Origin of the sequence: Streptomyces sp. NPDC004111, from assembly GCF_042874215.1 — a bacterium.
GTDB lineage: Bacteria > Actinomycetota > Actinomycetes > Streptomycetales > Streptomycetaceae > Streptomyces.
Genome location: NZ_JBIAMU010000011.1, coordinates 183,231 through 210,197 on the forward strand (window position 1 = coordinate 183,231; position 26,967 = coordinate 210,197).

Annotated in this window: 27 protein-coding genes, 1 tRNA gene and 2 riboswitches; of the genes, 9 read left to right on the plus strand and 19 right to left on the minus strand. The window is 70.6% G+C overall.

Features of this window, described 5'->3' with window-relative positions:
• Positions 1-307: 307 nt before the first annotated feature.
• Positions 308-1,648 (plus strand): SGNH/GDSL hydrolase family protein, encoded by a 1,341-nt coding sequence (locus ACFYVL_RS22450; protein ID WP_389247449.1) that lies wholly within the window; start codon positions 308-310, stop codon positions 1,646-1,648.
• Positions 1,649-1,703: 55 nt separating this feature from the next.
• Here the strand turns inward: ACFYVL_RS22450 and ACFYVL_RS22455 are convergent, their stop codons facing one another.
• From ACFYVL_RS22455 to ACFYVL_RS22470, 4 genes are all read right to left on the minus strand, one after another.
• Positions 1,704-2,336 carry a DUF1707 domain-containing protein gene (locus ACFYVL_RS22455; protein ID WP_389247686.1) on the minus strand — a complete coding sequence of 211 codons (633 nt, stop codon included), beginning with the start codon at positions 2,334-2,336 and terminating at the stop codon, positions 1,704-1,706.
• A gap of 76 nt (positions 2,337-2,412) precedes the next feature.
• Complete coding sequence (locus tag ACFYVL_RS22460) at positions 2,413-3,420, minus strand: ATP-binding cassette domain-containing protein (RefSeq protein ID WP_389247688.1); 1,008 nt, start codon at positions 3,418-3,420, stop codon at positions 2,413-2,415.
• An 8-nt stretch (positions 3,421-3,428) separates the two neighbouring features.
• A complete protein-coding gene (locus tag ACFYVL_RS22465; RefSeq protein ID WP_389247690.1) occupies positions 3,429-4,205 on the minus strand; it encodes an ABC transporter permease in 777 nt (258 codons plus the stop codon).
• Positions 4,206-4,245: 40 nt separating this feature from the next.
• Complete coding sequence (locus tag ACFYVL_RS22470) at positions 4,246-5,052, minus strand: ABC transporter permease (protein ID WP_389247451.1); 807 nt, start codon at positions 5,050-5,052, stop codon at positions 4,246-4,248.
• A gap of 240 nt (positions 5,053-5,292) precedes the next feature.
• On the opposite strand from ACFYVL_RS22470, the gene ACFYVL_RS22475 reads away from it, so the two are divergent.
• A complete protein-coding gene (locus ACFYVL_RS22475; protein ID WP_389247453.1) occupies positions 5,293-7,752 on the plus strand; it encodes a transglycosylase domain-containing protein in 2,460 nt (819 codons plus the stop codon).
• Between the two features lie 63 nt (positions 7,753-7,815).
• Here ACFYVL_RS22475 and ACFYVL_RS22480 read toward each other — a convergent pair whose 3' ends face one another.
• The 3 genes from ACFYVL_RS22480 to ACFYVL_RS22490 form a co-directional block, all read right to left on the minus strand.
• Positions 7,816-8,136 (minus strand): DMT family transporter, encoded by a 321-nt coding sequence (locus ACFYVL_RS22480; protein ID WP_389247455.1) that lies wholly within the window; start codon positions 8,134-8,136, stop codon positions 7,816-7,818.
• A gap of 40 nt (positions 8,137-8,176) precedes the next feature.
• A riboswitch (guanidine-III (ykkC-III) riboswitch) is annotated at positions 8,177-8,242 on the minus strand.
• A 70-nt stretch (positions 8,243-8,312) separates the two neighbouring features.
• Positions 8,313-8,609 carry a co-chaperone GroES gene (locus tag ACFYVL_RS22485; RefSeq protein ID WP_362412162.1) on the minus strand — a complete coding sequence of 99 codons (297 nt, stop codon included), beginning with the start codon at positions 8,607-8,609 and terminating at the stop codon, positions 8,313-8,315.
• A 104-nt stretch (positions 8,610-8,713) separates the two neighbouring features.
• A complete protein-coding gene (locus ACFYVL_RS22490) occupies positions 8,714-9,034 on the minus strand; it encodes a DUF3618 domain-containing protein (RefSeq protein WP_389247457.1) in 321 nt (106 codons plus the stop codon).
• Positions 9,035-9,164: 130 nt separating this feature from the next.
• Here ACFYVL_RS22490 and bcp point away from each other — a divergent pair, with 130 nt between their 5' ends.
• From bcp to ACFYVL_RS22505, 3 genes are all read left to right on the plus strand, one after another.
• A complete protein-coding gene (bcp, locus tag ACFYVL_RS22495) occupies positions 9,165-9,632 on the plus strand; it encodes a thioredoxin-dependent thiol peroxidase (protein ID WP_389247459.1) in 468 nt (155 codons plus the stop codon).
• Between the two features lie 181 nt (positions 9,633-9,813).
• Complete coding sequence (gene proP, locus ACFYVL_RS22500) at positions 9,814-11,310, plus strand: glycine betaine/L-proline transporter ProP (RefSeq protein WP_389247692.1); 1,497 nt, start codon at positions 9,814-9,816, stop codon at positions 11,308-11,310.
• A 72-nt stretch (positions 11,311-11,382) separates the two neighbouring features.
• Positions 11,383-11,457: transfer RNA gene (locus tag ACFYVL_RS22505), tRNA-Leu, on the plus strand.
• A gap of 57 nt (positions 11,458-11,514) precedes the next feature.
• On the opposite strand, the gene rdgB is transcribed toward ACFYVL_RS22505, so the two are convergent.
• The 4 genes from rdgB to ACFYVL_RS22525 form a co-directional block, all read right to left on the minus strand.
• Positions 11,515-12,120 carry an RdgB/HAM1 family non-canonical purine NTP pyrophosphatase gene (gene rdgB / locus ACFYVL_RS22510; protein ID WP_389247460.1) on the minus strand — a complete coding sequence of 202 codons (606 nt, stop codon included), beginning with the start codon at positions 12,118-12,120 and terminating at the stop codon, positions 11,515-11,517.
• Positions 12,121-12,175: 55 nt separating this feature from the next.
• Positions 12,176-12,574, minus strand: a complete 399-nt coding sequence (locus ACFYVL_RS22515; RefSeq protein WP_389247462.1) for a hypothetical protein — start codon at positions 12,572-12,574, stop codon at positions 12,176-12,178.
• 169 nt (positions 12,575-12,743) lie between these two features.
• Complete coding sequence (rph, locus tag ACFYVL_RS22520; RefSeq protein WP_389247464.1) at positions 12,744-13,502, minus strand: ribonuclease PH; 759 nt, start codon at positions 13,500-13,502, stop codon at positions 12,744-12,746.
• Positions 13,503-13,669: 167 nt separating this feature from the next.
• A complete protein-coding gene (locus ACFYVL_RS22525) occupies positions 13,670-13,903 on the minus strand; it encodes a glucose PTS transporter subunit EIIB (protein WP_389247466.1) in 234 nt (77 codons plus the stop codon).
• Positions 13,904-14,136: 233 nt separating this feature from the next.
• Between ACFYVL_RS22525 and ACFYVL_RS22530 the strand changes: the two genes are divergently transcribed.
• Entirely contained in the window at positions 14,137-15,432 is a 1,296-nt protein-coding gene (locus ACFYVL_RS22530; protein WP_389247468.1) for a PTS transporter subunit EIIC, read from the plus strand.
• A gap of 286 nt (positions 15,433-15,718) precedes the next feature.
• Complete coding sequence (locus ACFYVL_RS22535) at positions 15,719-16,984, plus strand: PTS transporter subunit EIIC (protein WP_389247470.1); 1,266 nt, start codon at positions 15,719-15,721, stop codon at positions 16,982-16,984.
• Positions 16,985-17,080: 96 nt separating this feature from the next.
• Here the strand turns inward: ACFYVL_RS22535 and ACFYVL_RS22540 are convergent, their stop codons facing one another.
• Positions 17,081-17,833 (minus strand): MBL fold metallo-hydrolase, encoded by a 753-nt coding sequence (locus ACFYVL_RS22540; RefSeq protein WP_389247472.1) that lies wholly within the window; start codon positions 17,831-17,833, stop codon positions 17,081-17,083.
• Between the two features lie 360 nt (positions 17,834-18,193).
• Between ACFYVL_RS22540 and ACFYVL_RS22545 the strand changes: the two genes are divergently transcribed.
• Positions 18,194-18,691, plus strand: a complete 498-nt coding sequence (locus tag ACFYVL_RS22545; protein WP_389247474.1) for a type II toxin-antitoxin system PemK/MazF family toxin — start codon at positions 18,194-18,196, stop codon at positions 18,689-18,691.
• Positions 18,692-18,986: 295 nt separating this feature from the next.
• Positions 18,987-20,180: an acyltransferase family protein gene (locus tag ACFYVL_RS22550; RefSeq protein ID WP_389247476.1), complete on the plus strand. Its 1,194-nt coding sequence runs from the start codon at positions 18,987-18,989 to the stop codon at positions 20,178-20,180.
• 70 nt (positions 20,181-20,250) lie between these two features.
• Here the strand turns inward: ACFYVL_RS22550 and ACFYVL_RS22555 are convergent, their stop codons facing one another.
• The 7 genes from ACFYVL_RS22555 to ACFYVL_RS22585 all read right to left on the minus strand — a co-directional run bounded on the left by ACFYVL_RS22555 (position 20,251) and on the right by ACFYVL_RS22585 (position 26,914).
• Complete coding sequence (locus ACFYVL_RS22555) at positions 20,251-21,201, minus strand: PLP-dependent cysteine synthase family protein (RefSeq protein WP_389247478.1); 951 nt, start codon at positions 21,199-21,201, stop codon at positions 20,251-20,253.
• Between the two features lies 1 nt (position 21,202).
• Positions 21,203-21,481 carry a MoaD/ThiS family protein gene (locus tag ACFYVL_RS22560; protein WP_389247480.1) on the minus strand — a complete coding sequence of 93 codons (279 nt, stop codon included), beginning with the start codon at positions 21,479-21,481 and terminating at the stop codon, positions 21,203-21,205.
• Between the two features lie 304 nt (positions 21,482-21,785).
• Positions 21,786-22,559 carry an ABC transporter ATP-binding protein gene (locus tag ACFYVL_RS22565; RefSeq protein ID WP_389247482.1) on the minus strand — a complete coding sequence of 258 codons (774 nt, stop codon included), beginning with the start codon at positions 22,557-22,559 and terminating at the stop codon, positions 21,786-21,788.
• Positions 22,556-23,602 (minus strand): FecCD family ABC transporter permease, encoded by a 1,047-nt coding sequence (locus tag ACFYVL_RS22570; protein WP_389247484.1) that lies wholly within the window; start codon positions 23,600-23,602, stop codon positions 22,556-22,558. Before ACFYVL_RS22570 ends, ACFYVL_RS22565 begins: the two co-directional genes overlap by 4 nt.
• A 16-nt stretch (positions 23,603-23,618) precedes the next feature.
• A complete protein-coding gene (locus tag ACFYVL_RS22575) occupies positions 23,619-24,599 on the minus strand; it encodes an ABC transporter substrate-binding protein (RefSeq protein WP_389247486.1) in 981 nt (326 codons plus the stop codon).
• Positions 24,600-24,657: 58 nt separating this feature from the next.
• A riboswitch (cobalamin riboswitch) is annotated at positions 24,658-24,731 on the minus strand.
• Between the two features lie 132 nt (positions 24,732-24,863).
• Complete coding sequence (locus ACFYVL_RS22580) at positions 24,864-25,280, minus strand: Mov34/MPN/PAD-1 family protein (RefSeq protein ID WP_389247488.1); 417 nt, start codon at positions 25,278-25,280, stop codon at positions 24,864-24,866.
• Positions 25,281-25,360: 80 nt separating this feature from the next.
• The gene (locus ACFYVL_RS22585; RefSeq protein WP_389247490.1) at positions 25,361-26,914 is read right to left on the minus strand and encodes an amino acid permease; all 1,554 of its coding nucleotides are present in this window, start codon (positions 26,912-26,914) and stop codon (positions 25,361-25,363) included.
• Between the last annotated feature and the right edge of the window lie 53 nt (positions 26,915-26,967).

The window sequence follows — 26,967 nt, forward strand, 5'->3', positions numbered from 1 at the left end:
TCCGCTCCGCCCATTCCGTTCGCCCGTGCCGGTGGTGTCCGGTGCCGGCTCGGGGCCGTCCGGTCCTGCTGCCGGTACCGCCGTGCGGCCCGGTTCGGTTCGCGTGCCGGGCGCTGCCGTCCGGTTCCGTACGTTGCCGTACGTACGAGAAGACCCGTACGCGAACTCCTTACCTGACCTACTCCTGGGACGCACCTTGAGTTCCCGGCGTCACAGCTCTCCATGCCATGCCTCATCATGGTGATCAGTTCGGTTCTCGAACGGGGAGCTCCAGACTCCCCCCGCGCACCTAGGAGTCCCCCACCGCATGACCAGGCGCCGTGGTTATGCCCTGCTGGCAGGTCTGACAGCAGTGGTCGTACTGATATCCGGCGGAATTTTCGCCCTGACCTCGCTCTTCGGCGGGGACGGTCCCGGCCGCGGGAGGACCGGATCGCACCACGCCGCGGGCAAGGAACAGCGCCCCGGCGGCACCGGGCTGCGGCCGGCCGGCGCCGGCCGGTGGATCGGCACCTGGAGCGCCTCGCCGGTCGGCCCGGAGCCGAAGACACCACGGGGGCTCGCCGGGCGTTCCGTACGCAACGTCGTGCACACCAGCATCGGTGGCACCGCTGCCCGCATCACCCTCTCGAACCTCTTCGGACGCGCGCCGCTGCACGTCTCCCGTGCGTCGATCGCCGTCGCGGCGGCCTCGGGCGGCCCGGCGGCCGAACCGGGCACGCTGCGGCCGGTGACCTTCCGCGGCAAGCCGTCCGTGGTGGTGCCGGCCGGTGGTTCGGTGGTCAGCGACGGTACGGCGATCAGGGTGCCGTACGACGCGGACCTGCTGGTCAGCGTCTACACGGCGGCGGCCGGCAGCTATGTGACGTACCACCCGCACTCGCGGCAGACCAGCTACAGCGCGGTCGGCGACCACACCCGGGACACCGAGGGCGCCGCCTACACCTCCCGCACCACCCGGTGGCGCTACCTGACCGGCGTGGACGTGCTGAACCCCGACGCGGACGGCTCGGTCGTACTGTTCGGCGACTCGATAACGGACGGGATGACGTCCGGCGTCGACACCAACCGGCGCTACCCCGACGTCCTGTCCGACCGGCTGCGCTCGGAGGCGGGAGCGCCCCGGTACGGGGTGCTCAACCAGGGCATCAGCGGCAACCGGCTGCTCACCGACAACCGCGGCCCCAGCGGCCTCTCGCGCTTCGCCAAGGACGCGGCAGGGCAGCCGGGGGCGAAGGCGGTCGTGGTGCTGCTGGGCATCAACGACATCATCGCCCGCCCGCACGAGACGGACGCGAACCGGATCCTGGACGGACTGCGGGAACTGGTGCGCCAGGGCCACCAGCGCAACCAGCGGGTGCTCGGCGGGACGCTGCTGCCGTTCGCCGGACACCCGGCCTGGACGCCGGAACTGGAGGCGGTGCGCCAGCAGGTCAACGCCGGAATCCGGGCCGGACAGGTCTTCGACACGGTGATCGACTTCGACCGCGCGGTGCGCGACCCGTTCGCCCCGACGCGGATGCTGCCGGTGTACGACTCGGGCGACCATCTGCACCCCAGCGACGAGGGGTACCGGCGGATGGGGCAGTGGGTCGAGGTGCGGGCGTTGGTGAGGGACGGAGAGGCGTCGAGGCAGTCGGGGGTGTAGCAGCCGGGGGTGCCGGGCCGCCCCCGGTGCCCGCGGAGGCGCGGCCGGGCCGGGGTCAGTCGAGTTGCCGGCGGCGTTGTTCGCGCAGGCGCTCCTTCTCCGCCTTGCGGAGCTTGCGGTCCACTCCCACGCCGCCCATCAGGGCGAACCCCGTCACCCGTACCCTCGGGGACCCCGCCGTGCCCTCCCCCGTCGCCTTGTCGTCGAAGCCGCCCATGATGCCGAGGCCGGTGACCTCCACCGTCAGGTCCTGCGGGACCTTCACCGTGATCCCGCCCATGATCGTGATGCAGCGGATCACCGCCTCGTGCTCCTCGAAGCGCGCCTCGCGCAGGTCGATCTCGCCGCCGCCCCACATCGCGAAGGCGGTGAAGTTGCGGCCCACGCTCCACTTCCCCCACCGCTTGAACCCGCCCCAGAAGGCGAACGCCCCCTTCGACGTGGCCGGTACGCCCACCCGGCCCGCCCAGCCGGTGACCTCCGCGCCGGCCGCCGGAGTCAGTACCGACGGTGCCGCCCCCGCGGACACCGGCAGGTCCCGTACCAGCAGCTGAAGCTCGCCCTGCGTACGGGACTTGTACGCCGCGCCCAGCCGTTCGTCGAACTCCTCCATGTCGAGCCGCCCCTCGGTGAGCGCCTCGCGGAGCACCTCGGCTATGCGTTCACGATCCGCGTCGGAGGCCCGCATCGCGGGTGCGGCGCCGGGGGTACCGGGAGCGGTGTCCGGACGGCGGTCGGGGAGGTCACTGGTCATACGGCCCAGCCTAGTCGCGCGCCCCCGGAGCGTCCTGTCCCGCGTACATCTTCGCGATCACGGCCTCGATGTCCGGTTCCCTGACCGAGAGGTCGACGAGCGGGTAGGCGGCGGCGAGTTCGGCCACCAGCGGGGCCGCCGGGGCCGCCGCAGGGAAGGCCAGCCACTGGCGGGGGCCCTCCACCTTCACCACGCGCGCCAACCCGGTGCGCACCGGCGGGTGTTCGCGTTCCAGGTCGACCACCAGCGTGCGCTCGCTCTCCCCCACCTCGTGCAGTCCGGCGAGGGCGCCGTCGTACACCAGCCGCCCGTGGTCGATGACCATCACGCGTTTGCAGAGCTGCTCGATGTCGGTGAGGTCGTGGGTGGTCAGCAGCACCGTCGTGCCGTGCTCGGCGTTCAGGTCGCGGAGGAACTCGCGGACCCTGGCCTTGGACACGACGTCCAGGCCGATGGTCGGCTCGTCCAGGTACAGCACCTCCGGGTCGTGGAGGAGGGCGGCGGCGATGTCGCCGCGCATCCGCTGGCCGAGCGAGAGCTGACGCACGGGGACGTCCAGCAGCTCGCCCAGGTCGAGGAGTTCGACGCAGCGCGCCAGGTTCGCGGCGAAGCGGTCGTCCGGGATCCGGTACATCCGGTGCATCAGCCGGTACGAATCCCTGAGCGGCAGGTCCCACCACAGGGTGGTCCGCTGGCCGAAGACGACCCCGATGCGCTGTGCCAGCCGGGTGCGGTGCTTCGCCGGGTCGATGCCCGCCACCCGCAGCCGGCCGCCGCTCGGGGTGAGGATGCCGGTCAGCATCTTGATGGTGGTGGACTTGCCCGCGCCGTTGGGGCCGATGTAGCCGACCATCTCGCCGCGCGGCACCGTGAAGCTGATGCCGTCGACGGCCCGCACCTGCCGCTTCTCGCGGCGCAGCAGGCCCGCTCTGCGCCGTACGTCGAAGACCTTCTCGACGCCTTCCAGGACGATGAACTCCTCGCCCCTGTCCGCGACTCCACCCGCACCCGCACCCATCGAATCCCTCAGCTTCCCGTACTCCGGTACGAGCGCAGTCCCGCCCGCCACAGAAATCCCGCCACCACCCAGAACCCCACCGCCACCACCGGCGGCAGGAACGCGAACCACTCCGGCACCGCCAGCGGATAGGGCCTCCCCAGCAGGTACATCGCCGGAATCCAGTTCACGAAGGCCAGCGGCAGCAGGAAGGTGACCCCGCGCACCAGGTCCTTGGCGAACACCGTCGGCGGGTACTGGAGCAGCGCGTTCCCGCCGAAGGTGAACGCCGACTGCACCTCCGAGGCGTCCTGCGCCCAGAACTGGAACGCACCGCCCATCACGAACACCGCCGCGAAGATCGCCCCGCCGCTGAGCAGCATCATCGGCACCATCAGGACCTTGAGCGGGGTCCAGGCCAGATCGAGCTGCGTCACGGCGTACACCAGCACCCCGAACCCCTGGGTGACCCGCCCCAGCCGGCGCAGCGCGAACCGGTCCGCCGCCACCTGCGCGAGCACCGGCGCCGGGCGCACCAGCAGGGCGTCCAGGGTGCCGTCGCGCACCTTCTGCCCCAGCCTGCCCATCTGCCCCAAGGCGAGGTCGGCCAGGCCCAGTGCCGCGCCCGCCAGCCCGTACAGCAGCGCCACCTCGGGCAGGGTGAATCCGCCGAGCGCGTCGACGTGCTGGAACATCAGCAGTACGGCGACGAAGTCGAGCCCGGTCGCCGCGAGGTTGCCGAGGGTGGTCATCACGAAGGACGCGCGGTAGGCCATCGTCGAGCGGACCCACATCGCGGAGATCATCCCGTACGCCCGCAGCCCGTCGCGGGCGCGGGCGAGCCGTTCAGCCACCCTGGACCACCACCCGTCGCGTCGCCACGCCCTGGAGCAGCCGGCCCGCCGTCAGCAGGACGGCCGCCCAGCCCGCCTGGAAGGCGTACGCGCCCATCAGGTCCCAGCCGGTCCGCTTGCCCAGGAACACATCGGCCGGGATCTGGAGGATCGAGGACCACGGCAGCTGACGGGCCACCTCGCCCAGCAGCCCGGGGAAGAGCGTCAGCGGCAGCATCATCCCGGAGAAGAACATCGCCGACAGCCAGGACAGTTGGGCCACTCCCGCACCGTCCATCAGCCAGAACGCGCTCAGCCCCACCATGAACCGCAGCGCGAAGCTCACCACCAGCCCCAGCCACACCGAGACCAGGAAGGCCGGCCAGATCCACCAGGCGGGCGGCAGCGCGATCTCGAAGGCGAGCGCCCCCGCCACCATCGGTGCCACCCCGCGCCCCAGGAGCAGAAAGGCGCTTCGGCCCAAGTCTCCTGCCAGATACCACAGTTGCAGGTCGACGGGCCGGTGCAGATCGGTGGCGACGGCACCCGAGCGGATGCGTTCCATCAGCTCGTCCTGGAAGCCGCCGCCCATCAACGAGGCGGCGGCGAGCAGGGCCTGGCCGAGCCAGACGTAGGAGAGGGCCTCGGGGAGGTCATAGCCGCCGAGCCCCGGGCGCTGGTTCCAGAGCGCGGTGTAGGTGTACGCGATGACGAAGCCGAAGACCGTGTTGGTGAAGACCCCGGCGGCCGTGGCCAGCCGGTAGGTGGCGTACCGCCGGAAGCCGCCGGCCGCCACGAGTACGTACAACCGCCATCGCACCCACACCCCTCGCCCCTCCTCGCTCGTTGTGCCGCTTGGCCCTGCCACACCCGCGACACCAAAGCGTTCGACCCTAGTGCAACGGGGTCACCCTCCGCGAGTGATTACTCGCCGCGCGTGAGGGCGGGTGGGGACAGCAGCGGGGCACGGTGTTTTATGGGGGTACATGCGAATAGCCCGATACGACACCGTTATGCCGGAGAGTGAAACTCTGGCCGCGTCCGAGGAGTCTTCACAGGCATGAGCGACGAGCCGCAGCAGCAACCGGGCTGGGCCCCCAGGGACCCCTCCGTTCCGGCCCCGGAACCGGAGAGCGGGGCGGAGAGCGGGGCAAGCGGGGGTGCCGACGGCACGGGCGGGAAGGGCAAGAAGCCCAAGCGGCCCAAGCGCACCGGCTGGCGTCGACTGATCCCCACCTGGCGGATGGTGCTGGGCACCTTCCTGCTGCTCGCGCTCCTGCTCAGCGGCGCGTTCGTGGCCGGCTACACCATGGTGAAGATCCCCAAGGCGAACGACACCGCGACCGCCCAGTCCAACGTCTACCTGTACGCGGACGGCACCCCGCTGGCCCTCGACGGCGAGGTCAACCGGGAGAACGTCAAGCTCTCCCAGGTCCCCAAGTCCGTCCAGCACGCGGTCCTGGCCGCCGAGGACCGGGGCTTCTACAGCGAGCCCGCCGTCGACCCGCAGGCCATGCTCAGGGCCGCCTGGAACACCGCCACCGGCAAGGGCAAGCAGTCCGGCTCGACGATCACCCAGCAGTACGTGAAGAACTACTACCTGGCGCAGGAGCAGACCGTCACCCGCAAGGTGAAGGAGTTCTTCATCGCGATCAAGCTCAACCGCGAGGAGTCCAAGGACTCCATCCTGGAGGGCTACCTCAACACCAGCTACTTCGGCCGCAACGCCTACGGCATCCAGGCCGCCGCCCAGGCCTACTACGGCAAGGACATCGGCACCCTCGGCGCCGCGGAGGGCGCCTACCTGGCCTCGCTGCTGAACGCGCCCAACGCCTACGACGTCGCCACCCACCCGGAGAACCGCGGCAAGGCGCTCGGCCGCTGGAACTACGTACTGGACGGCATGGTCAAGGAGGGCTGGCTCAAGCAGGCGGAGCGGGCGAGGACCAAGTTCCCGCAGCCGCAGCAGGCCAGGCCCGCCTCCGGCCTCTCCGGCCAGCGCGGGTACATCGTGCAGGCCGTCGAGGACTACCTCACCGACAACAAGGTGATCGACGAGGAGACCCTCAACACCGGCGGCTACCGCATCACCACCACCCTGGAGAAGCCCCGCCAGGACGCCTTCGTGAAGGCGGTCCAGGACAACGTGATGAAGAAGGTCGACAAGGACCGCAGGGCGGACCGCAACGTACGCGTCGGCGGCGCCTCCATCGACCCGGCGAGCGGCAAGGTCGTCGCGATGTACGGCGGCATCGACTACACCAAGCAGTACGTCTCCAACGCCACTCGCCGCGACTTCCAGGTCGGCTCCACCTTCAAGCCGTTCGTCTTCACCGCGGCCGTGGAGAACGGCTCCACCACCCAGTCCGGTGTCCCGATCACCCCCAACACCACCTACGACGGCACCAACAGGCGCCCCGTCGTGGGCAGTTCCATCCCCTTCGCCCCGGAGAACGAGGACGACCGCTCCTACGGGCAGATCTCGGTGCGCACCGCCACCGACAAGTCCGTCAACGCGGTGTACGCGCAGATGGCCGTCGACGTCGGCCCGAAGAAGGTCAAGGAGACCGCCGTCGCCCTCGGCCTGCCCGAGGAGACCCCGGAGTTCCACCCGGTCCCCTCGATCGCGCTCGGCGTCGCCACCGCGAGCGTCCTGGACATGACCGAGGCGTACGCCACCCTGGCGAACCACGGCAAGCACGGCACGTACACACTCGTCGAAAAGATCTCCAAGAACGGCACCGATCTGCCGCTGCCCAAGCAGGAGGCCAAGCAGGCCGTCTCGCGGGCCGCCGCCGACACCACCACCTCAATCCTGCAGAGCGTCGTCGCGGAGGGCACCGGGGCCGCGGCCAGTGCCGCGGGCCGCCCGGCGGCCGGCAAGACGGGCACCGCCGAGGAGGACAAGGCGGCCTGGTTCGCGGGCTACACCCCGGACCTGGCGACCGTGGTCGCGGTGATGGGCGCGGACCCCGACACGGCCGTCCAGAAGCCGCTGTACGGGGCGCTGGGCCAGCAGCGCATCAACGGCGGCGGCGCCCCGGCCGAGACCTGGGCGCAGTACACCGCGGACGCGCTGAAGGGCAAGCCCGTCAAGGAATTCGACCTGGAGCTGGAGGAGGGCGCCGAACCGCCGGTGGCGCCGCCCGTGCAGCCGCCCGTGGCCCCGCCCACCGGGGACACCGCGGGCCGGGACCAGCCGGGCGACGACACCGGGGGCACCGCCACCGACGGCGGGCAGCAGAACGGCGGAACCCCCACCGGCGGCACCCCCACCACGGGCGGCGACGACGCCACGGGCGGCCGGACCGGGGGCGGCAACGCGACCGGGGGCCCCACCACCGGCGGCGGCGCCACCACCGACGGCGGCACCCCGACCACCGGCGGCGGGGGCGACACCGGCGGCGGTGACGACACCGGGGGCGGCGGCCAGGACCCGATCGGCGGCCTGCTCGGCGGCGGCGACGGCGGCGGGGACGACGGGGGCGGCGGGAACCCGCCCCAGCGCTTCGGCGAATAGCGGCGCCGGGCAGCGGAAACACGGCCGGCGCCGGGGAAGCACCCCGGCGCCGGCCGTGCCGCGTCAGTGACCCGAGGTGGCCTTCAGGCCGACCACGGCGACCAGCAGCAGACAGACGAAGAAGATCCGGGCCGCCGTGACGGGCTCGTTCAGCACGAGCATGCCGACCACCGCCGCACCGGCCGCGCCGATGCCGACCCAGACGCCGTAGGCCGTACCGATCGGCAGCGTCTTGGCGGCCTGCGACAGCAGCAGCATGCTGACCACGATCCCGGCACCGGTGAACACGCTCGGCCACAGCCGGGTGAACCCCTCGGTGAACTTCATCCCGATCGACCAGCCGACTTCGAGCAGACCGGCGACGACCAACAGGACCCATGCCATGACGGCACCTCCGACAAGAGACTTACGCGGACAACTCACGGGTGCGTCGTCTTGTCGTGAACCCGGTACGGCGCGTCTCGTCGGGGTCCCACCAAGGTAGCAAAGAGCACGGAAAAGGGCCTGGTGACGGTGGTCACCAGGCCCTTTCGGCCGCTCTCGCGCGGCGTCGGCCGCCGCTACAGGTACAGGCCGGTCGAGTCCTCGGAGACCCGCTCGGAGGCCACCGCGTGCAGGTCCCGCTCCCGCATCAGCACATAGGCGGTGCCGCGCACCTCGACCTCGGCGCGGTCCTCGGGGTCGTACAGCACCCGGTCGCCGGGCACCACGGTCCGTACGTTCTGCCCAACGGCGACGACCTCGGCCCAGGCCAGGCGCTTGCCCACCGCGGCGGTCGCCGGAATCAGGATGCCGCCGCCCGAACGGCGCTCGCCCTCCGGGCTGTCGGACTTCACCAGCACACGGTCGTGCAGCATCCGGATGGGCAGCTTGTCGTCGCTGTCGCTGTTGTCGCGGGGACGGGTCTTCTCGCTCACGCCACGCAACCTACCTGTCCCGGCCGTCCTCGTCGGCGCGCGGGTCAGCGCTTGCTGCGGCGCGAGGACACCAGGAGCAGGCCCACGACCGCCACCGCGACCACGGCCACCGGCACCAGCCGGTCCACCCGGGGAGCGCCCTGTGCGTCCACGAACTGTGCCCGCACGTCCGTGACCTTGCGGTTCACGGCCTCGAAGGCCCGGCCCGCGGTCTCGTCCACCGCCGACCGCGCCTTGGCCCTGGCGTCGCCCACGATGGTCCTGGGGTGCAGCCGTACACCGATCTCGTCGAGCGTCACCGCGAGCTGCTCGCGCCTGCGGACGATGTCCGCCTCGATCTGCGCAGGGGTCCTGGCTTCCGACACTGCGCCGCCTCCGTGGTCCGGTCCGGTAATCCGTCCTGAACAGTCTGTCAGCTCCCGCGCACTCGCACCCATCGGCACCCCCATTACGCTCAACCCGTATCCCTGCCCGCCACCCCACCCGGGAGTTCCCATGAGTGAGCGCCTCGCCCCCGGCGACACCGCCCCCGCCTTCACCCTGCCCGACGCCGACGGCAACGACGTCTCCCTGGCCTCCCACAAGGGCCGCAAGGTCATCGTCTACTTCTACCCGGCCGCGCTGACCCCCGGCTGCACCAAGCAGGCCTGCGACTTCACCGACAACCTCGACCTGCTGACGGCCGCCGGGTACGACGTCATCGGCGTCTCCCCCGACAAGCCGGAGAAGCTCGCGAAGTTCCGCGAGAAGGAGGACCTGAAGGTCACCCTGGTCGGCGACCCGTCCAAGGAGACCCTGGAGGCGTACGGCGCGTTCGGCGAGAAGAAGCTGTACGGCAAGACGGTGACCGGCGTCATCCGTTCGACCGTCGTGGTGGACGAGGACGGCAAGGTCGAGCACGCCTTCTACAACGTCAAGGCGACCGGCCACGTAGCGAAGATCATCAAGGACCTGAAGATCTGAGCGACCCCCTCCCACCTGCCCGTCCCCGGGTCCCGGCGGCCCCCGCCGGAGCGCCCCGCCGGGCCGCACGCCCCGCGCCGCGACGTGACGAAAGTCCTCTCGGCGCGGGGCTTCCGTTTGCGATCGTCGCGATTGTGCAGAAGTAATCCTTGGATAGGTGTCCAAGGAAAGGAACTCCACCATGGCGGCCAACGGACCGCAGACCGAGGCCGACCCCGAGGCGGTGAAGCGGCACCGCGCACTCTTCCGGACGATCAGAAGACGGAAGAATCCTCCCCTGCGCAGGTCGGACATCACCGTCACGGACGAGGCCGCGGTCAAGCGGGCCGTGAAGGCGGCCTCGCTGGGCAACGCCATGGAGTGGTTCGACTTCGGCATCTACTCCTACCTGGCCGTCACCCTCGGCCATGTCTTCTTCCCGTCCGGGAACGACACCGCGCAGCTGCTGTCCTCCTTCGCGACCTTCGCCGTGGCCTTCCTGGTGAGGCCGCTGGGCGGCATGTTCTTCGGACCGATGGGCGACCGGATCGGCCGCAAGAAGGTCCTGGCGCTGACGATGATCCTGATGTCGGTCGGCACCCTGGCCATCGGCCTCATCCCGTCCTGGGACTCGATCGGCGTATGGGCACCGATCCTGCTGATCTTCTTCCGGATGCTCCAGGGCTTCTCCACCGGCGGCGAGTACGGCGGCGCGTCCACGTTCATCGCCGAGTACGCCCCGGACAAGCGCCGCGGCTTCTTCGGCAGCTTCCTGGAGTTCGGCACGCTGGCGGGTTACGTCGGCGCGGCGGGCCTGGTCACCGCCCTCACCGCGATCCTCGGCAACGACACGATGCGCGAGTGGGGCTGGCGCGTACCGTTCCTGGTGGCCGCCCCGATGGGCCTCATCGGCCTCTACCTGCGGCTGAAGCTGGACGAGACCCCGGCCTTCCAGAAGCTGGAGAACGAGAACGCGCGGGCCTCCGAGGCCGCCGACGCCGTCGAGAAGTCCGCCAAGGGCGACCTGGGCAAGATCTTCCGCGACTACTGGCCGACCCTGATCCTGTGCATCTGCCTGGTCGGCGCGTACAACGTCACCGACTACATGCTGCTGTCCTACATGCCGACGTACCTCTCCAAGGAACTCGGCTACTCGGAGACCCACGGCCTGCTGATCCTGCTCGCCGTCATGGTCTTCCTGATGCTGATCATCAACCAGGTCGGCAAGCTCAGCGACCGGTTCGGCCGCAAGCCCCTGCTGATGACCGGCATGGTCGGCTTCTTCGTCCTCTCCCTCCCCGCCTTCCTCCTGCTCGGCCAGGGCAGCATCCCGGCGATCGTCGCGGGACTGCTGATGCTCGGCCTCTCCCTGGTCTGCCTGCTGGGCACCATGTCCGCCGCCCTCCCCGCCCTGTTCCCGACCTCGGTCCGCTACGGCTCCCTCTCGGTCGGCTACAACCTCTCCGCCTCGATCTTCGGCGGCACCACCCCGCTGGTCGTCACCGGCCTGATCGCCCTGACCGGCAACAACCTGATGCCGGCGTACTACTCGATGGCCGCGGCCCTGGTCGGCATCATCGCGGTCGCCTGCATGAAGGAAACCGCCCAGAAGCCGCTGGACGGCTCCCCGCCGTCGGTGGAGACCAAGGAAGAAGCCGCCGAACTGGTCGAATCCCAGGCCCGCGAGCCGAAGTTCTGATCCTGGCTCTGCTGCACGGCATCGCTCTCGCCTCTCAGCACCTTCGGCCGACCCAGTACAGTGATGCCCGATGGGCCCGTACCCCAGCTGGCCAGAGGGAGCCGTTTTAGGGGCGGCGTGTCGTGGGTTCGAGTCCCACCGGGCCCACTGCACGAGCGCGGCACCCACGTGGTGCCGCGCTCATGCGTTTCCGCGACGCGGCACTCAGCCCAGCAGCTCCCGCAGCACCGGCACCAGTGCCCGGAACGCCTTGCCGCGGTGGGAGATGGCGTTCTTCTCGGCCGGGGTCAGTTCCGCGCAGGTGACGTCGTGGCCCTCCGGCTGGAGGATCGGGTCGTAGCCGAAGCCGTGGGTGCCCGCGGGGGCGGTGCGCAGGGTGCCGGGCATCAGGCCCTCGACCACGCGCTCGGTGCCGTCGGGCAGGGCGAGGGCCGCCGCGCAGGCGAAGTGGGCGGCGCGGTGTTCGGGGGCGATGTCGGCGAGCTGGGCCAGGAGGAGGTCCAGGTTGGCCCGGTCGTCGCCGTGGGTGCCGGACCAGCGGGCGGAGAAGATGCCGGGGGCGCCGCCCAGGACGTCGACGGCGAGCCCGGAGTCGTCGGCGATGGCGGGCAGGCCGGTCGCCCTGGCCATGGCGTGGGCCTTGAGGAGGGCGTTCTCGGCGAAGGTGACGCCGGTCTCCTTGACGTCGGGGACCTCCGGGTAGGCGTCGGTGCCGACGAGTTCGTACGGGAGGTGCGCGTCGGTCAGGATCGTACGCAGCTCGGTGATCTTGCCTGCGTTGCGGGTGGCGAGGATGAGGCGGGTGGTCATGGGTCCACGCTACGGGGCGCGGGCGTGCCCGCGCCCCGTAGCCTCCCGGCCGGCATCAGCCGGGGGTGCAGACCTTCCCGATCTCGGAGGCCGCGTCGGTGACCGGCTTGAGGTTCGGGGTGTCGCCGGAGTCGATGGACTTGCGGACGCTGGTGACGCCGGCGCCGAGGTCCTTGACCGCCTTGGAGAGGTCGGCGTTGTCGGTCTTGTCGCCGAGGGTCTTCAGTTCGCGGTCGATGTCGTCGAGTGCCTGCTTCGACTGGCTCGGGTCGTTGGCCGCGGAGGATATCGCCTGCTGGAGCTTGTCGACGCTGGTGGCGATGGTCGCGGCGGTGTTGGCGCAGTCCATGGCCTTGTCGAGGGCGGCACAGCCGACGGTGAGCGGAAGCGCGAGTGCCGCGGCGGCGAGGGCCAGGGCGGCGCGGCGGCGGGTGCTGCGTACGGCGGACGGCATGGGCAGGGGTCCTCCTGGGACGGGCCGCGGGCGGCCGGAGCGTTCCGGCCTCCCGCGGTCAACGGATGGCCGGGCGTACGGAGTTGAAGCCGTACACCCGTATCCGTTACGACGCCGCCGGGGCCCGCAGGGTTGCGCACGGCGCGCACGGGGCGGCCGTTGACCTGCGCTACGGCGCGGTGGGCGCCTCGGCGTCCGCGCTCGCCGCGGTCAGGGCGCGGTTCTGCAGGGCGGTGAGGTCCGCGCAGCCGCCCGCCGCGAGGTCGAGCAGGGCGTTGAGTTCCTTGCGGTCGAAGGGCTCGGCCTCGGCGGTGCCCTGGACCTCGACGAAGCGGCCGTCGCCGGTGCAGACGACGTTCATGTCGGTGTCGGCGCGGACGTCCTCCTCGTAGCAGAGGTCGAGGAGGGGGACGCCGCCGACGATGCCGACGGAGACGGCGGAGACGGTGCCGGTGAGGGGTTCGCGGCCCGCCTTGACGAGCTTCTTGGTGCGGCCCCAGGCGATGGCGTCGGCGAGGGCGACGTACGCGCCGGTGATGGCGGCGGTGCGGGTGCCGCCGTCGGCCTGGAGGACGTCGCAGTCCAGGACGATGGTGTTCTCGCCCAGTGCCTTGTAGTCGACGACGGCCCGGAGGGAGCGGCCGATCAGGCGGCTGATCTCGTGCGTACGGCCGCCGATCTTGCCGCGTACGGACTCGCGGTCGCCGCGGGTGTTGGTGGCGCGCGGGAGCATCGAGTACTCCCCGGTGACCCAGCCCTGGCCGCTGCCCTTGCGCCAGCGCGGGACGCCCTCGGTGAAGGAGGCGGTGCACAGGACCTTCGTGTCGCCGAAGGAGACGAGGACGGAGCCCTCGGCGTGCTTGCTCCATCCGCGTTCGATGGTGACGGGGCGGAGCTGTTCGGGGGTTCGGCCGTCGATACGAGACATGGGTCGAGCCTAGTCGGTATGGGTGAGGGCCGGGTTCCGCACGCCGTCGGGGGTGGCCGGTTCCGGGGGGGGCGGTGCGCCGGCGAGGGGGCGGGGTTCGGGGGCGGCAATGCCGCGGGCCCGGATCCAGGGGGTTGGATCCGGGCCCGCGGGCGGAGCTCAGCGGCTCACATCATGTCTTCGATCTCGCCGGCGATCGGGTCGGCGTCGGTGCCGATGACGACCTGGATCGCGGTGCCCATGCGCACGACGCCGTGCGCGCCGGCCGCCTTGAGGGCGGTCTCGTTGACGAGGTCCGGGTTGACGACCTCGGTCCGCAGGCGCGTGATGCAGCCCTCGACCTCTTCGATGTTGTCGAGCCCGCCGAGCCCGGCGACGATCTTCTCAGCCTTGGTGGCCATGTGTTTCTCCCTGAATGATCAAAGGTCGCTGCGTCACGACGCGTCGGCCCAGCGTTGGCCGCTTTGTCACGTTAACCCACGGTTGGCCCATCTTCACGGGCGCACCAGCCGGACGTGGCAAAGGATGACGATCACCGGAGGACCGCGTGTCGCAGCACTCCGGGACCGTATCGCAACTGGTCTACACCAGTGTGCAACACCCGCGAGGAATGGCTTGTTCCGGGAGGACGTCCATGAGTGTGCAGAGCACGGCGGCGCCGCCGCCCAAGTGGTGGAACGGCCTGTTCCAAGGCCTGCAGAAGATGGGCCGCAGCCTTCAGCTGCCCATCGCGGTGCTCCCCGCGGCAGGCATCCTGAACCGGTTGGGCCAGCCCGACGTGTTCGGCACCGACGGACTCGGCTGGGAGAACGTCGCCAAGGTCATGGTGGGCGCGGGCGGCGCCCTGCTGGACGCCAACATCGGTCTGCCGCTGCTGTTCTGCGTCGGTGTGGCGATCGGCATGGCCAAGAAGGCGGACGGCTCCACCGCGCTGGCCGCGGTGGCCGGCTTCCTCGTCTACTACAACGTGCTGCACCAGTTCCCCAAGGACTGCGAGGGCGGCGCCAAGGCGGTGACCACCGGCTGCCAGGCGGCGGACGGCACGGTCGCGGCGTACGCGTACCAGAACCCTGGTGTGTTCGGCGGCATCGTGATGGGTCTGCTGGCGGCGTACTTCTGGCAGAAGTACCACCGCACCAAGCTGGTCGACTGGCTCGGCTTCTTCAACGGCCGGCGGCTGGTCCCGATCATCATGTCCTTCGTGGCGATCGTCTTCGCCGCGCTCTGCCTGTGGGTGTGGCCGCCGGTCGGCAACGCCCTGGAGAGCTTCAGCGACTGGCTGATCGGGCTCGGCGCCCTCGGCGCGGGCATCTTCGGCATCGCGAACCGCGGTCTGCTGGTGATCGGTCTGCACCAGTTCCTGAACGTGCCCATCTGGTTCCAGTTCGGCACCTACACCAAGCCGGACGGCAGCGAGGTGCACGGTGACATCAACCGGTTCCTGGCGGGCGACCCGACGGCGGGCCAGTTCACCACCGGCTTCTTCCCGATCATGATGTTCGCGCTGCCTGCGGCGGCGCTGGCCATCACGCACTGCGCCAAGCCGCACCGGCGCAAGGCGGTCGGCGGACTGATGCTGTCGGTGGGTCTGACCTCGTTCGTCACCGGCATCACGGAGCCGCTGGAGTACTCCTTCCTGTTCATCGCGCCGCTGCTGTACGCGATGCACGCGGTGCTCACCGGTGTCTCGATGGCCGTCACCTGGGGCCTGGGCGTCAAGGACGGCTTCAGCTTCTCGGCGGGCCTGATCGACTACGTCATCAACTGGAGCCTCGCCACGAAGCCCTGGATGATCATCCCGATCGGACTGTGCTTCGCGGTCGTCTACTACGTGCTGTTCCGGTTCGTGATCACCAAGTTCAACCTCCCCACCCCCGGCCGCGAGCCGGAGGAGCTGGAGGAGGAGCTGGAACGGGACAACGTGAAGTAGCGGGACGAATCCGGCGCACGAAGCACCGGGAAGCGGGGCATTGGCCCCAGCTCGCAAGGCCCTCGGACCCTAGTGGTCCGGGGGCCTTCGTCTGTTCTGTGGCGGTGTGTCCGCGAGCACCGGAATCACAGGTTCCTTATCTCCCCCTCACCGTGCTACAACTGGTCTAAACCACTGAGTGGTGTAGACCACGCGACCGGATCTTTCCGGTCCGCGCGCACCCGGAGACGCCGCCGTCCCCCCGACTTCCATGTCCTGGCGGCGCCTTGCCCCCATGGAGGATCAGATGTCCAAGGCCACCGCCGCTCCCGCGGCAGACAAGAAGAAGGGCGCGGGCGTGATGGCCGTCATGCAGCGCATCGGCCGCAGCCTGATGCTGCCGGTCGCCGTGCTGCCCGCGGGAGCCCTTCTCGTTCGCTTCGGCCAGCCCGACATGCTGGGCCGGGAGAGCCTCCCCGACTTCCTGAACAAGATCGCCAGCTACATGGCCGCCGGCGGCAGCGCGATCATGGACAACATGGCGATCCTGTTCGCCGTCGGCATCGCGATCGGCTTCGCCAAGAAGTCCGACGGCTCGACCGCCCTGGCCGCCGTCACCGGTTACCTGGTCTTCCAGAAGGTGCTCGCCACCTTCACCGACGGCAACCTCCCCAAGGTCGCCGCGGTCGTCGACGGCAAGATCGTCATGAACGACGCACCGGTCAACGCCGGTGTGCTCGGCGGTGTCGTCATGGGCATCATCGTGGCGCTGCTGTACCAGAAGTTCTACCGGACCAAGCTCCCCGACTGGGCGGGCTTCTTCGGCGGCCGTCGTCTGGTCCCGATCCTCTCCGCCCTCGCGGGCCTGGTCACCGGTATCGTCTTCGGTCTCATCTGGCCGGTCCTCGGCACGGGTCTGCACAACTTCGGTGAGTGGCTGGTCGGCTCCGGCGCGGTCGGCGCGGGCATCTTCGGTGTCGCCAACCGTGCGCTCATCCCGGTCGGCATGCACCACCTGCTGAACTCCTTCCCGTGGTTCCAGGCCGGTGACTTCGAGGGCAAGCACGGCGACATCGCCCGCTTCCTGGCCGGTGACCCGACCGCCGGACAGTTCATGACCGGCTTCTTCCCGATCATGATGTTCGCCCTCCCGGCGGCCTGCCTCGCGATCGTCCACTGCGCCCGCCCCGAGCGCCGCAAGGTCGTCGGCGGCATGATGTTCTCGCTGGCGCTGACCGCCTTCGTGACCGGTGTGACCGAGCCCATCGAGTTCACCTTCATGTTCCTGGCCCCGGTGCTCTACGCGGTCCACGCGGTCCTGACCGGTGTCTCGATGGCCCTGACCTGGGCGCTCGGCATGAAGGGCGGCTTCGGCTTCTCGGCCGGCGCGATCGACTTCCTGCTGAACCTGGGCATCGCGACCAAGCCGTGGATGCTCGCCCTGGTCGGCCTGTGCTTCGCGGTCCTCTACTACTTCGTCTTCCGCTTCGCGATCACGAAGTTCAACATCCCGACGCCGGGCCGCGAGTCCGACGAGGAGCTCGCCGAGCTCCAGAAGGCCGAGGCCAAGTAGCCTCCGCCGCGCTCACGGCGCCGCACCCGCATACGCCGAGGGGCCCCGGAACCAGCTGGTTCCGGGGCCCCTCGGCGTATGCGGTGCCGCCGCGCCTCAGACGTGCAGGACCGCTCCCCTGGCCGCCAGCTCCGTCGGCCCCGAGTACACCTCGCGGGCGTCGCGCAGATTGCGCTCGGCGTCGGTCCACGGCGGGATGTGGGTGAGGACGAGCCGGCCCACGGAGGCCCGGTGCGCGTACTCGCCGGCCTGCCGGCCGTTGATGTGCAGCTCCGGGATGTCCTCCTTGCCGTGCAGGAACGACGCCTCGCAGAGGAAGAGGTCGCTGCCCTCCGCCAGCTCGTGCAGGGCCTCGCAGGGCCCGGTGTCCCCGGAGTACGTGAGGGTGCGCCCGCCGTGCTCCAGGCGGATGCCGTACGTCTCGACGGGGTGGCGCATCTTCTCCGTGCGCACCGAGAACGGGCCGATCTCGAAGGAGCCGGGCTTCAGGGTGTGGAAGTCGAAGACCTTGCTCATGGCGTCCGGGGTGGGCAGGTCCGCGTGCGCCGCGGACAGCCGCTCCTCGGTGCCGTCGGGACCGTACACCGGGAGGCTGGGGGCACGGCCGCCGTCGTGCCGGTAGTAACGGGTGACGAAGTACCCCGTCATGTCGATGCAGTGGTCGGCGTGGAGATGGCTGAGGAAGATCGCGTCCAGGTCGTAGAGACCGATGTGGCGCTGCAGCTCGCCGAGGGCGCCGTTGCCCATGTCGAGAAGCAGCCGGAAGCCGTCGGCCTCGACGAGGTAGCTCGAACAGGCCGATTCCACGGACGGGAACGACCCCGAGCAGCCGACGACGGTGAGCTTCATTGAGCTGGGACCTCCGTGGTGCGGGGGCGGGTGCGGGGAGGGGGGCGGGGTGGATCGAGCGTAAGGCGCGCCAAGGGGTCCCGCTCCTCGACGGCCGGTCGTTGTGGGGCAACTCACCTGGGGTGTCACCGGTTCGGGGGGAGTGCGTGGGGGCGCGTGCGCGGCGCGAACTGGGGGGTGGGGGTACGGGGTTGAGGGGCGGGTGCGTCGGCGGGGGCGGGACGGCGGGGCGGGCCGGGGACGGCGGCCCGCGCGGGACCGGGAGCGGCCGGGGGCGCGGCCGGGGCACGCCCTGGTACGGCCGGGGTACGGCCCCACCAGGGCGTGCCGTCGGCGCCGGGCGCCGGTACCGTCGGGCGCATGGATACCTCGTGGTGGCTGGCGTTGCTCGCGGTGGTCGCGATCGCTCTCGTCGCGGCGCTCGCGGACGGCTGGGGCCGGGGGCAGCGCCGGCGCGGGCCGCGCGGCCGGACGGGAACCGGGGAGCGGACCCGGCCGCCGGGCCGCCCGTCCCCGCCGCGCCGCAGGCCCGGCAAGCTGCCCAAGCGGCTGCCGCAGGCCGGGGAGATCTGGTGGGCGGACGTGCCGTTCGAGGACGGGCCGGGGTCGAAGGACCGGCCCTGTCTGGTGCTGTCGGTGCGGGGCGAGAACGCGGTCGTCGCGAAGATCACGAGCAAGTGGCAGCACGACCGGGCGGGCGTGATCGCCCTGCCCCCGGGCTCGGTGGGCGACGCGCAGGGCCGCCCGAGCTTCCTGGAGACGGACGAGCTGCGGGACGTACCGGTGTGGGACTTCCGGCGCAGGGTGGGGACGGCGGATCCGACGGTGTGGGACCAGGTCAGGCATCTGACCGGGTGAGGCGGGGCGGCGACGGGAAAATCCCGAAGCACATCACACACAATTCGCACATACTTTGCGCACTTGAGCCACACGGGTCCGTTGATCACATAGTGTTCGTGCAATCGTTCCCGTAAGCACTCCCCCGGGTAGAGACCCCCCTGTTCGGCGAACCCGTTCTCCTCGGCTGCGTTGTGCGGCTTGAGTCACACCTGGTGCCGCCCGCGCCGTGCCAGGCACTAGCCTGACGCTTCGTCCGTCCTGCCCAGCACTCGAAGCTCTCCTGCCGCTCTGTCCCCTACGTACTGAGAAGCCCGTGACTGCGACGCTCACTGCTCCACGCCCAGGCCTCATTCCCGCCCAGCTCCGCTCGGCCTCGCCCGCCACGTCGCTGCCCAACCGGCTGGACTCCTTGACGAGTCTGCGCTTCTTCGCCGCGTTCGCGGTGTTCGCCCACCACTTCACCGGGCACGGCAGCAAGACCGGCTACGGCACGGCACCCGCGATCTTCCCGTACTCGATGATCGGCGGGCACGGTGTCACCTTCTTCTTCGTGCTGTCCGGCTTCCTGCTGACCTGGGTCTTCAAGCCCCAGGAGCACCCGGTCGCCTTCTACTGGCGGCGCATCGGCCGCATCTGGCCCGCGTCCCTGGTCGCCGCGGTCCTCGGCGTGTACGCGTACTACATCGCCGCCCACCACGACATCGACTGGCCGAGCCTGATCTCCTCGCTGTTCCTGGTGCAGACCTGGTTCCCGGGCGTCACGCCGACCCTGCCGGGCAACGAGGTCACCTGGACGCTCAGCGTCGAGCTGCTCTTCTACGCCCTCTTCCCGCTGGCCGCGCGCATCGCGGTGCGGCTGCGCACCCGCACCCTCGCGATCCTCACCGGTCTCGGCCTGATGGGGATGTGGGCGGTGAACTGGTGGGCCGCCGCCACCTTCTCCAGCCCCGCCGAGGGCTGGATCATGCGCAACCCGCTGGTCTACCTCCCGCAGTTCCTGCTCGGCATGACCGTGGCCCTCGCGATCCGGCGCGGCTGGCGGCTGCCGCTGCGCCCGGCGGTTCCGGTGGTGCTGCTGGGTCTGTACGTCTACGGGTACTACCAGGGCCGCGCCCGGCTCGCGCCCGAGACCGTCGCGCAGCTCGACTACCTGGTGCGCCCCGTGATCGCGGTGCTGTCCATGCTGATCATCGTGGCCTTCGTGCAGCGCGAGATCAACGGGCACCGGGGCATCCTGAACAACCGGGCGCTGATCCTGCTCGGTGCCTGGTCGTACGGCTTCTACCTGCTGCACCACTCGGTCTCACGCCTCGCCACGTACGCGTGGGGGCGCGCCGGGGACGACAACAGCGTCCTCTTCGACCTGCTGGGCTGCGGCCTGGTGGTGGTGGGCATGTCCTGGGCCCTGTTCCACTTCGTGGAAGAGCCGGCCGCGAAGTGGCTGAACCGGCACATGCCGCAACGGCTGCGCCGCAAGGTCGGCAGTGCGGCGGCCCGGTCGTACTAGGGATCACGCAGAGAGGGGGCCCGCACCGTCGCACGGTGCGGGCCCCCTTCTCTTGCGGGTCGGGCTGCCGCTAGGCCCAGAGCTGGCCCTGGAGGGTCTCGATGGCGGCCTCCGTGGTGGGGGCCGTGTAGACGCCGGTGGAGAGGTACTTCCAGCCGCCGTCGGCGACGACGAAGACGATGTCGGCGCTCTCCCCCGCCTTGACGGCCTTCTTCCCGACGCCGATCGCCGCGTGCAGGGCGGCGCCGGTGGAGACGCCCGCGAAGATGCCCTCCTGCTGGAGGAGCTCGCGGGTGCGGGTGACGGCGTCGGCGGAGCCGACGGAGAAGCGGGTGGTGAGGACGGAGGCGTCGTACAGCTCGGGGACGAAGCCCTCGTCGAGGTTGCGCAGGCCGTAGACGAGGTCGTCGTAGCGCGGCTCGGCGGCGACGACCTTGACGTCGGGCTTGTGCTCGCGGAGGTAGCGGCCGACGCCCATGAGGGTGCCGGTGGTGCCGAGGCCCGCGACGAAGTGGGTGATCGAGGGGAGGTCGGTGAGGATCTCCGGTCCGGTCGTCGCGTAGTGGGCGCCCGCGTTGTCGGGGTTGCCGTACTGGTAGAGCATCACCCAGTCCGGGTGCTCGGCGGCCAGTTCCTTGGCGACCCGGACGGCCGTGTTGGAGCCGCCCGCCGCCGGGGAGGGGATGATCTCCGCGCCCCACATGGCGAGCAGGTCGCGGCGCTCCTGGGAGGTGTTCTCGGGCATCACGCAGACGATGCGGTAGCCCTTGAGCTTGGCGGCCATGGCCAGCGAGATGCCGGTGTTGCCGCTGGTGGGCTCCAGGATGGTGCAGCCGGGGGTGAGCCGGCCGTCCTTCTCGGCCTGCTCGACCATGTGGAGCGCGGGGCGGTCCTTGATCGAGCCGGTCGGGTTGCGGTCCTCCAGCTTCGCCCAGATCCGCACGTCGGCGGAGGGCGAGAGCCGGGGCAGCCGGACCAGGGGCGTGTTGCCCACGGCCGCGAGCGGGGAGTCGTACCGCATGTCAGCGGGCGCCGCCCGCGACGGCGGGCAGGATCGTCACGCTGTCGCCGTCGGCGAGCTTGGTGGAGATGCCGTCGAGGAAGCGGACGTCCTCGTCGTTGAGGTAGACGTTGACGAAGCGGCGCAGCTCGCCCTTGTCGACGATGCGCTCCTGGATGCCGGTGTGGCGGGTCTCCAGGTCGGCGAAGAGGTCGGCGAGGGTGGCTCCGTTGCCCTGGACGGCCTTGGCGCCGTCGGTGTGGGTGCGGAGGATGGTGGGGATGCGGACCTCGATGGCCATGGTGTGCGGCTCCTTCTCGGGAGTACGTGCGCGAAAGTCGGGGGTCTTTGCGGCAACGGGCGCGCGGCAGGTCGTCCTCCCCCGCGCGGGGGCGTTGCGGATCGTTCGCAGAGGTGCGGGTCGGTCAGGCGGTCGTACAGAGCGTGCTGTCGAGCCGGCACAGGTCGACGTGCAGGCGCGCCACAAGCAGCGCGCTGCCCGGCGTCGTCTTCGCTGTCACGTCATGGGGAACCATGCGGTCATCGTATAGATTCCCGGCCCGGATCCCGGCATGTGATCTCACATGGCGAGCGGGAGATGTCCGTCAGGCGGACGGCGGGAGGTAGACCACGGTCGGGGCGCCGGTCGTCGGGTGCACGCGGACCTCGGCCTTGACCCCGTACACCCGCTCCAGGAGGTCGGGGGTGAGGACCTCCTCGGGGGTGCCGGAGGCGACGATCCGGCCTGCGTCGAGGACGTAGAGCCGGTCGCAGTAGTACGCGGCGAGGTTGAGGTCGTGCAGGGCCAGCAGGTTGGTGGTGCCCAGGGCGCGGACCAGGGAGAGGACTTCGAGCTGGTAGCGGATGTCGAGGTGGTTGGTCGGTTCGTCGAGCACGACGAGGGCGGGCTGCTGCACCAGCGCCCGCGCCACCAGGGCGCGTTGGCGTTCGCCGCCGGAGAGGGAGGGGAAGGCCCGGTCGGCGAGGCCGGCGATCCGGACCCGTTCCAGGGCCTCGCGGACGAGGTCCGCGTCGGCTGCGGTGTCCGCCTCCCAGAACCTCTTGTGCGGCGAGCGTCCCATCGCGACGACCTCGCGCACGGTCAGCTCGAACACCGCCTGCCCGTCCTGCGGGACGGTGGCCAGCCGGCGGGCGCGGGCCTTGGCGCCCATGGCGTGCAGGTCCTCGCCGTCCAGCAGGGCGCGGCCGTGGGTGGGGGCGAGGGTGCCGTAGACGCAGCGCAGCAGGGTGGTCTTGCCGCTGCCGTTGGGGCCGACGAGGCCGACGGTCTCGCCCGCCCCCGCCTCGATGTCCACGGAGTCGACGAGGTGGCGGCCGTCGATGCCGTACGAGAGGGCCTCGGTGCGCAGGACGGTCATGCCGGGGCTCCTTCGGGGCGGCGGCGCAGCAGCCACAGGAAGAACGGGCCGCCGATCAGGGCGGTGAGGATGCCGACGGGGACGTCCTGGGGTTCGGCCACGACGCGGGCGCCGAGGTCGGCGAGGACGAGGAAGGCGGCTCCGGCGAGCGCGACGACGGGCAGCAGGGTGCGGTGCGAGGCGCCGACGAGCATCCGGGCGGCGTGCGGCACGAGCAGTCCGATGAAGCCGATGGCGCCGGAGACGGAGACCAGCACTCCGGTGACCAGCGAGGTCAGCACGAAGACCGCGGCGCGGAAGCGCGAGGTGTCCAGGCCGAGCACCGTCGCTCCCTCCTCCCCCACCAGCATCAGGTCGAGCGGGCGGGCGAGCGCGATCAGCAGGCAGGTTCCGGCGGCGAGGACGACGGCGGGCAGCAGCAGCATGTCCCAGCGGGCGCCGCCGAGGCCGCCGAGCGTCCAGTACGCGGCCTCCTGGAAGTGCTCGCGCTTGGCGGAGGTGACCATGACGAGGCTGGTGAGGGCGGAGAGGATGTACGCGACGGCGACCCCGGCGAGGACGAGCCGGGTGCCGGTCATCTGCCCGCCGCGGCGGGCGAGCGTGTAGACGAGGACGAGCGCCAGCAGGGACCCGGCGAAGGCTCCGGCGGGCATGGTGACGGTGGTGGCGAGGCCCAGGCCGCTGCCGATGCCGAAGACGATGACGAGCACGACGCCCGCGGACGCCCCGGAGGAGATGCCGAGGAGGTACGGGTCGGCGAGCGGGTTGCGCACCAGGGCCTGGAGGACGGTGCCGACCACGGCGAGTCCCGCGCCGACGATCGCCCCGAGCAGGACGCGCGGCATCCGCACGTCCAGGACGATCGTGCGGAACGGGCTCGGTTCGGCGCCCCCGGTGACGATGTCGAGCACCTGGGCCGCGGGGATGCGGACCTGCCCGAGGGCCAGCCCGGCGACCATCGCCGCCACGAGGACGGCGGCGAGGACGCCGAGGACGAGGGTGTAGCGCAGCGGGCCCTTGGCGGGCGGGGTCTTGCAGCTCACGGCCGGCTCGCCCGCGCTACTTCTTCAGCTCGGGGTGCAGCTGGAGGGCCAGCCTCTCGATCGCGGCGGGGGCCCGGACGCCGACCACCAGCTCGGAGAGCGGCATGACGGCGAACCTCTTGTTCCTGACGGCCGGGACGTCCTTCAGCGCCGGGTCCTCCAGCAGCCGCTTCTTCTTCTGCTCGACGGTCGTCGACCCGTAGTCGATGATCATGATGACCTCGGGCTTGCGGGTGACGACCTGCTCCCAGGAGGCGTCGGTGAAGGACTTGGGCACGTCGGCCATGACGTTCCGGCCGCCCGCCCGGGTGATCATCTCGTTGGCTATGCCCTTGCCGCCGGTGGTGGAGGCGGTCTTGTCGCCGCTGTCGTACGCGAAGACGTCGACCGGTGCGACGCCCTTGAGCCGCTTCTCGGTGTCGCCGATGATCCGCCTGGCCTCCGAGACCCATGCCTCGGCGCGGGCCCCGACCCCGAACGTCCGCCCGGTCTCGGTGACTTCCCGGTAGATGTCGTCGACGGCGCTGCTGCCCTTGGTGCAGTACTCGATGTTGAGCCGGGACTCGATGCCGGACTTCTTGAGGTCCTCGCGGGAGCGGCCCTGCTTGGGGTCGAAGGCGGAGGCGTACCCCCCGTACACGAAGTCGGGGTTGGCGGCCAGGAGCTTCTCCTTGGAGGGGTACTCCTTGGCGACGACGGGCAGGGCCGCGTAGTCCTTCGCGTACTTCGGCAGCACCTTGTCGTCGAGGTAGGCGGTGCCGGTGACGGACTTGGCGAGGCCGAGTTCCAGCAGGACCTCGGTGGCGTGCTGGTTCATCGGCAGGGCGCGGGCAGGCGGCTTGGTGAAGGTGGTTCTCACGCCGCAGTTCTCGACCATGTACGGGAAGCCGGGGGCGGCCGGGGCCGCCTTGTCCGCGGTGGGGGCGGTGCTCGTGCCGCAGGCGGTGAGCGGGAGCAGGGCAGCGGCCACGAGGGCCGCCCGGGTGCGCCAGGACATGCGGATGTGCCTCCTTGGGGGATTTCCTCGTCCCCTGTACGGATGGAAGGCGGCAGTTCAGTTCCTGGCTTCCGGGCCCGGAAGGGCCTGGTCACAGTGGCGGGACCGTGCCGGATTCGCACCGGCTTCCTGGGGCTGCCGCCCGGGTCGCGACAGTGTCTCACCCGGGGGTGGCGGCCGTGCGAGGGGCCCGGCGGGCGGGCCGGGCCGCGCGCCCGCCGGTAGCGGGTGCGCACCCGCTACCGGCGCGCCGCGGGTCCGCGGTCAGGCGGTGACCCGGACCTCCTCCTCGGTGATCACGCCGTCCACGATCCGGTACGAGCGGAACTGGAACTCGCCCAGGCCGTCCGTGTCCGCCGTGGAGACCAGCACGTAGTGCGCGCCGGGCTCGTTCGCGTAGGTGACGTCCGTGCGGGACGGGTAGGCCTCGGTCGCCGTGTGGGAGTGGTAGACGATCACCGGCTCCTCGTCGCGGTCGTCCAGCTCCCGGTAGAGCTTCAGCAGGTCGCCCGAGTCGAACTCGTAGAAGGTGGGCGAGCGGGCGGCGTTCAGCATGGGGACGAAGCGCTCCGGGCGGCCGGTGCCCTCCGGGCCCGCGACGATGCCGCAGGCTTCGTCCGGGTGGTCGGCGCGCGCGTGGGCGACGATCTGGTCGTACAGGGCCTGGGAGAGGGTCAGCATGCGGGCCAGGATATGCAAACGGTCCCGCCCGTACCGAGGGTTGGTACGGGCGGGACCGGATGGTGAGACGTGCGCCTGGGTCAGGCGGAGTTGCCGGGGCTGTCCGAGGCCGGGTTGTGGTCGTGCGGGGTGTCGTGACCGCCGCGGTGGTGGGTGCCGGCCGGCTCGTGCGCCGGACCGCCCTGACCGGGCTTGTTCTTCATCACCAGGTAGGAGACGCCCAGCAGCAGGGCCCAGAAGGGCGCGCAGTACAGGGAGATCCTGGCGTCCTCGTCGATGCCCATCAGGACGATGACCATGAAGATGAAGGCCAGCGCGAACCAGCTGGTCCACGGGGCGCCGGGGGCGCGGAAGGACGACTTGGGCAGGACGCCCCGGTCGGAGAGCCTGCGGTAGCGGATCTGGCTGATCAGGATCATGATCCAGGCCCACATGCCGGAGATGGTCGCGAAGGAGACGACGTAGTTGAACGCCTCTCCCGGCCACTGGTAGTTGATCCACACGCCGACCAGCATCAGCGCGGCCGAGAAGGACGTGCCGGCCAGCGGCAGGCCGCGGGCGGTCAGCTTGGTGAAGAACTTCGGGGCCTGGCCGTTGAGCGCGAGGTCGCGCAGCATGCGGCCGGTGGAGTACATGCCGGAGTTGCAGGAGGACAGGGCCGCGGTCAGGACGACGAAGTTGACGATCGCGGCGCCGACGCCCAGGCCCATCTTCTCGAAGGCGGCGACGAACGGGGAGATGCCGGGCTTGAAGTGGGTCCAGGGCACGACCGACAGGATCATGATCAGCGCGCCGACGTAGAAGACGGCGATGCGCCACGGGACGGTGTTGATGGCCTTGGGCAGGACCGTCTTCGGGTCCTTGGACTCGCCCGCGGTGACACCGACCAGCTCGACGGCGAGGAAGGCGAACATGACCATCTGGAGGGTCATCAGCGTGGAGCCGATGCCCTTGGGGAAGAAGCCGCCCTCGGACCACAGCAGCGAGACGGAGGCGGTGTCGCCGGCGTCGGAGAAGCCGATCGTGAGGATGCCGGCGCAGATCAGGATCATGCCGATGATGGCGGTGACCTTGACCATCGAGAACCAGAACTCCAGCTCGCCGAAGAGCTTGACCGAGATCAGGTTGGCGCCGAAGAGGACGACCGTGAAGATCAGCGCGAAGACCCACTGCGGCTGGTTGATCCAGCCGGAGGCGTCCTTCGTCCAGTACTGCATGTACTCGGAGGCCGCGGTGACCTCGGTGATGCCGGTGACCACCCAGAAGAGCCAGTACGTCCAGCCGGTCACGAAGCCCATGAAGGGGCCGATGAACTCGCGGGCGTACTCCGAGAAGGAGCCGGACACCGGGCGGTACATCAGCAGCTCGCCGAGCGCCCGCATGATGAAGAAGATGACCAGACCCGCGATGGCGTAGGCCAGGATCAGGCTGGGGCCCGCCTTGGAGATGCCCTTGCCCGCACCGAGGAAGAGTCCGGTGCCGATGGCGCCGCCGATGGCGATCATCTGGATCTGGCGGGCTCCGAGGCCACGCTGGTAGCCCTCGCTGTGGCCGCTCTCGCCGGACGGTGTGCCTTCGGCCCCATTCGCCCCGCTGCCGCCGTCGTGCCGCTGGTCGACCTGCGCTGAGGTCATGGTGGTGCGCCTTTCTCCATGCCGACCCGGCCGGGCTCCCGCTCGCGGCTCGG

Coding starts and splice junctions, on each gene's coding strand:
- ACFYVL_RS22450 (WP_389247449.1), top strand. CDS start 308: ATGACCAGGCGCCGTGGTTATGCCCTGCTGGCAGGTCTGACAGCAGTG.
- ACFYVL_RS22455 (WP_389247686.1), bottom strand. CDS start 2,336: ATGCGGGCCTCCGACGCGGATCGTGAACGCATAGCCGAGGTGCTCCGC.
- ACFYVL_RS22460 (WP_389247688.1), bottom strand. CDS start 3,420: ATGGGTGCGGGTGCGGGTGGAGTCGCGGACAGGGGCGAGGAGTTCATC.
- ACFYVL_RS22465 (WP_389247690.1), bottom strand. CDS start 4,205: ATGATCTCCGCGATGTGGGTCCGCTCGACGATGGCCTACCGCGCGTCC.
- ACFYVL_RS22475 (WP_389247453.1), top strand. CDS start 5,293: ATGAGCGACGAGCCGCAGCAGCAACCGGGCTGGGCCCCCAGGGACCCC.
- ACFYVL_RS22480 (WP_389247455.1), bottom strand. CDS start 8,136: ATGGCATGGGTCCTGTTGGTCGTCGCCGGTCTGCTCGAAGTCGGCTGG.
- ACFYVL_RS22485 (WP_362412162.1), bottom strand. CDS start 8,609: ATGCTGCACGACCGTGTGCTGGTGAAGTCCGACAGCCCGGAGGGCGAG.
- bcp (WP_389247459.1), top strand. CDS start 9,165: ATGAGTGAGCGCCTCGCCCCCGGCGACACCGCCCCCGCCTTCACCCTG.
- proP (WP_389247692.1), top strand. CDS start 9,814: ATGGCGGCCAACGGACCGCAGACCGAGGCCGACCCCGAGGCGGTGAAG.
- rdgB (WP_389247460.1), bottom strand. CDS start 12,120: ATGACCACCCGCCTCATCCTCGCCACCCGCAACGCAGGCAAGATCACC.
- ACFYVL_RS22515 (WP_389247462.1), bottom strand. CDS start 12,574: ATGCCGTCCGCCGTACGCAGCACCCGCCGCCGCGCCGCCCTGGCCCTC.
- rph (WP_389247464.1), bottom strand. CDS start 13,502: ATGTCTCGTATCGACGGCCGAACCCCCGAACAGCTCCGCCCCGTCACC.
- ACFYVL_RS22525 (WP_389247466.1), bottom strand. CDS start 13,903: ATGGCCACCAAGGCTGAGAAGATCGTCGCCGGGCTCGGCGGGCTCGAC.
- ACFYVL_RS22530 (WP_389247468.1), top strand. CDS start 14,137: ATGAGTGTGCAGAGCACGGCGGCGCCGCCGCCCAAGTGGTGGAACGGC.
- ACFYVL_RS22535 (WP_389247470.1), top strand. CDS start 15,719: ATGTCCAAGGCCACCGCCGCTCCCGCGGCAGACAAGAAGAAGGGCGCG.
- ACFYVL_RS22540 (WP_389247472.1), bottom strand. CDS start 17,833: ATGAAGCTCACCGTCGTCGGCTGCTCGGGGTCGTTCCCGTCCGTGGAA.
- ACFYVL_RS22545 (WP_389247474.1), top strand. CDS start 18,194: ATGGATACCTCGTGGTGGCTGGCGTTGCTCGCGGTGGTCGCGATCGCT.
- ACFYVL_RS22555 (WP_389247478.1), bottom strand. CDS start 21,201: ATGCGGTACGACTCCCCGCTCGCGGCCGTGGGCAACACGCCCCTGGTC.
- ACFYVL_RS22560 (WP_389247480.1), bottom strand. CDS start 21,481: ATGGCCATCGAGGTCCGCATCCCCACCATCCTCCGCACCCACACCGAC.
- ACFYVL_RS22565 (WP_389247482.1), bottom strand. CDS start 22,559: ATGACCGTCCTGCGCACCGAGGCCCTCTCGTACGGCATCGACGGCCGC.
- ACFYVL_RS22575 (WP_389247486.1), bottom strand. CDS start 24,599: ATGTCCTGGCGCACCCGGGCGGCCCTCGTGGCCGCTGCCCTGCTCCCG.
- ACFYVL_RS22580 (WP_389247488.1), bottom strand. CDS start 25,280: ATGCTGACCCTCTCCCAGGCCCTGTACGACCAGATCGTCGCCCACGCG.
- ACFYVL_RS22585 (WP_389247490.1), bottom strand. CDS start 26,914: ATGACCTCAGCGCAGGTCGACCAGCGGCACGACGGCGGCAGCGGGGCG.